The sequence below is a fragment of the Streptomyces prasinopilosus genome (assembly GCF_001419695.1).
GTDB classification, from domain to species: domain Bacteria; phylum Actinomycetota; class Actinomycetes; order Streptomycetales; family Streptomycetaceae; genus Streptomyces; species Streptomyces prasinopilosus.
Map to the genome: position 1 here is coordinate 1 of NZ_LIRG01000873.1, position 3852 is coordinate 3852.

At 70.3% G+C, this 3852-nt stretch carries 3 protein-coding genes; all 3 read left to right on the top strand.

All coding sequences use genetic code 11. The features are described 5' to 3' along the window. Positions 1-157 precede the first annotated feature (157 nt). Positions 158-931, top strand: a complete 774-nt coding sequence (locus AOK18_RS27820; RefSeq protein ID WP_055696122.1) for an isoprenyl transferase — start codon at positions 158-160, stop codon at positions 929-931. 369 nt (positions 932-1300) lie between these two features. Then, positions 1301-2626 (top strand): PhoH family protein, encoded by a 1326-nt coding sequence (locus tag AOK18_RS27825; RefSeq protein WP_055573869.1) that lies wholly within the window; start codon positions 1301-1303, stop codon positions 2624-2626. A gap of 502 nt (positions 2627-3128) precedes the next feature. Then, on the top strand, positions 3129-3852 hold a 724-nt coding region (locus tag AOK18_RS27830; protein WP_055573868.1), incomplete at its 3' end, for an aggregation-promoting factor C-terminal-like domain-containing protein.

Sequence of the window (3852 nt, forward strand, 5' to 3'; positions counted from 1 at the left end):
ACGTTGAGGCCCCCCGCCCCCGCAGAGGTAGGCTTCGCCCCCGGGGACTGCCACAGGGAGACAGGGTCGGCCCGCGGCCGAGGAATACCGGGCCGCAGGGCGGGGACCGCGGCGGATGCCGCCCCTGTCCGATCCGCACGGAGGGGCTGACGATCACGTGAACCTGCGCGACAAGCTGCGCGGCCTGCTGGTCAGGCTGTACACGCGCCGGGTGGGAGGCCGCCTGGACCACGCTCAGGTGCCGAAGCACATCGGCGTCATCATGGACGGCAACCGCCGTTGGGCGAAGGCCTCGGGTTCCACCACCGTCCACGGCCACCGGGCCGGCGCGGACAAGATCGGCGAGTTCCTCGGCTGGTGCTCCGAGACGGACGTCGAGGTGGTCACCCTGTGGCTGCTCTCGACGGACAACTTCGACCGGCCGAAGGACGAACTCGTCCCGCTGCTCGGCATCATCGAGGACGTCGTCCGCAGCCTCGCGGCCGACGGCCGCTGGCGCGTGCACCACGTCGGCACCCCCGACCTGCTGCCCGCCGCGATGCAGACCACCCTCAAGGAGGCCGAGACGGCCACCGCCCAGGTCGACGGCATAGTGGTCAACGTCGCCATCGGGTACGGCGGCCGCCAGGAGATCGCCGACGCGGTGCGCTCCATGATCCTCGACGCCCACGACAAGGGCACCTCGATGGAGGCGCTCGCCGAGTCCGTCGACGTCGACATGATCGGACGTCACCTCTACACCCGCGCCCAGCCCGACCCGGACCTCGTCATCCGAACGAGTGGCGAGCAGCGGTTGTCCGGATTCATGCTGTGGCAGACCGCGCATTCGGAGTACTACTTCTGCGAGGTCTTCTGGCCGGCCTTCCGCAAGGTCGACTTCCTGCGCGCCCTGCGCGACTACGCGGCCCGCCACCGGCGTTACGGAGGCTGAGGTCAGGGCCGTGACGCCGCCCGGCGGACGGGTGGTGCCCGGACGAAGGCAGTGAGCCGTCCGGGGGAACGGGCGCGCCGGTGCGCGGACGTCACGAGGAGTTCACCGGGGTGCCGCCGGCCGGACCGGCATGGGCGCGATGGTTCGAGGGCATAACTCAGACAGGTCGACACCCGAACCACGGGTGTCGGATCTCAGCGGACGGCCCCGGGCCGTCCGCCCGGGAGGCCCTTTGCACCAGCCCGACCGTGCGGTCACGGCACGGACGAAGCAGCGGAGGGCCGGTTCTCGGCCCGTGCATCGGCGCCGTCGACCGGTCCAGCTCCGCTCCGTCGCTCCCCGACCTCTTCCGAGGGGGTACGTCCTTCCGTGGTGACCAGCGCAAAGCGCCACAAGCCCGACCGGCGCACCTATGTCATCGACACCAGCGTCCTGCTGGCCGATCCCAACGCCCTGAGCCGCTTCGACGAGCACGAGGTCGTGCTCCCCGTCGTCGTGGTGACGGAGTTGGAGGCCAAGCGGCACCATCCCGAACTCGGCTACTTCGCCCGGCAGGCCCTGCGCCTGCTCGACGAGTTCCGGGTGCGGTACGGCCGCCTCGATGCCCCCCTCCCGATCGGGGACCTCGGCGGAACCCTGCGGGTCGAGCTCAACCACTCGGACCCCGGCCTGCTGCCCAGCGGCTACCGCCTGGGGGACAACGACTCCCGCATCCTCGCGGTCGCCCGCAACCTGCAGGCCGAGGGATTCGACGTCACCGTCGTGTCGAAGGACCTCCCGCTCAGGATCAAGGCGTCCTCCGTGGGCCTCCTCGCCGAGGAGTACCGCGCCGAGCTCGCCGTCACGGACGCCTCCGGCTGGACCGGGATGTCCGAACTGACCCTGCCCGGCGAGCAGGTGGACATCCTCTTCGAGGAGGGCCGCGTCCACGTGCCCGAAGCGGCCGACCTGCCCGTGCACACGGGGCTGACCCTCCAGTCGGAGCGCGGCAAGGCGCTCGGCCGAGTCACCCCCGAGGGTGACGTCCGCCTGGTGCGCGGCGACCGGGAGGCGTTCGGCATCAAGGGCCGCAGCGCCGAGCAGCGCATCGCGCTCGACCTGCTGCTCGACCCCGACGTGGGGATCCTCTCCCTCGGCGGCCGGGCCGGCACCGGCAAGTCGGCGCTGGCGCTGTGCGCGGGCCTGGAAGCGGTGCTCGAACGCCGCCAGCACCGGAAGGTGATGGTCTTCCGCCCGCTCTACGCGGTGGGCGGGCAGGAGCTCGGCTACCTCCCCGGCAGCGAGGCCGAGAAGATGAGCCCCTGGGCGCAGGCCGTCTTCGACACGCTGTCCGCGGTCACCAGCCGCGAGGTCATCGAGGAGGTCACCGCGCGCGGCATGCTGGAGGTCCTGCCGCTCACCCACATCCGGGGCCGCTCGCTGCACGACGCGTTCGTGATCGTGGACGAGGCCCAGTCACTGGAACGGAACGTACTGCTGACCGTCCTGTCCCGGATCGGCGCCAACTCGCGGGTCGTCCTGACCCACGACGTCGCCCAGCGGGACAACCTCAGGGTGGGCCGGTACGACGGAGTGGTCGCCGTCGTCGAGAAACTGAAGGGCCATCCGCTCTTCGCCCACGTGACCCTGAACCGGTCCGAAAGGTCCCAGATCGCCGCCCTGGTGACCGAAATGCTGGAGGACGGGCAGATCTGAGCGTTCCGCGTCACCCGGGCCGTCCGGGACGCACGGGGCATTCGGGTTCTTCGAGGAGTCCGAGGAGTTCGAAACGTCCGAAGCGTTCCGGTGGTCCGGGAGGTCCGCCCCGTCCGGCGTTCGGCGCCGTCCGGAAAGGCAGAAGAGCCTATCCGGGCGGCGTCGGCGTGCGCGGGGCTTTCCGGCGATCGCCTGGGCCAAACGGGATGTGAGCTTTCACACCCGCGAGGGAATTGCCTCCCGGCTCCGTATTGCGGCAGAGTCTCACTCCTGTCAGGCCCCGCATACGACGCAGCCCCACCCCCAGCGGCAGGGCGCCCCACGAGCACCAGCATCAACTGCATAGCGTTGTCGTATGCCGCCCGAGCATCACGCGGCGCTCCCGTTCGGGAGTTGCCCACCGGGCCCGTACCTCCCGTGACCCGAGTTGGGGAGGCCAGTGCCAGGGGCACGATTGCGTCCGCGAGGGTCACCGAAGCGGTCGATGCTGGAAGGAAACCGTGTGAGCCGGATTTCGGTCCGGGGATTCGCAGTGGCTTCGGCCACGGCGGTCACCGCTGTCGGAAGCGTCGTCGGCGTTGCGTCGGGCAGTACCGCGCAGACCAACAATGACCTCGAGGCGACCGCGGCCGGCACCACGCTGCTCGCGGACATCCCCGCGGGCCAGCAGGTCGAGGTGCAGACCGCGTCCCTGACGCAGCAGGCCGAAACCATGGCCATCGCCGCGGACACGAGCGCCAAGAAGGACGCGGAGGAAGCGGCCCGCAAGGCCGCCGCCGAGACCGCGATCGCCAAGAAGAAGGAAGCCGCCGAGCAGGCGGCCAAGGAAGCCAAGGCGGCGGAGGAAGCCAAGGAGCGCGAGGAGGCCGAGAAGGCCGCCAGCCGTTCCAAGACGGCCGCCGCGTCCGCCTCCGACTTCGCGGTCCAGAGCTCGTACAGCGTCGCCGAGGTCCAGGCGATGGCCCGGCAGATGATCCCGGCCGACCAGTTCCAGTGCTTCAGCAACATCGTGGACCACGAGTCCACGTGGAACTACAAGGCCGTGAACCCCTCCTCCGGCGCCTACGGCCTCGTCCAGGCACTGCCGGGAACCAAGATGGCGTCGGCCGGTGCCGACTGGCAGACCAACCCGGCCACCCAGATCAAGTGGGGCCTCAACTACATGAACGAGCGTTACGGCAGCCCTTGCGGCGCCTGGGACTTCTGGCAGGCCAACAACTGGTACT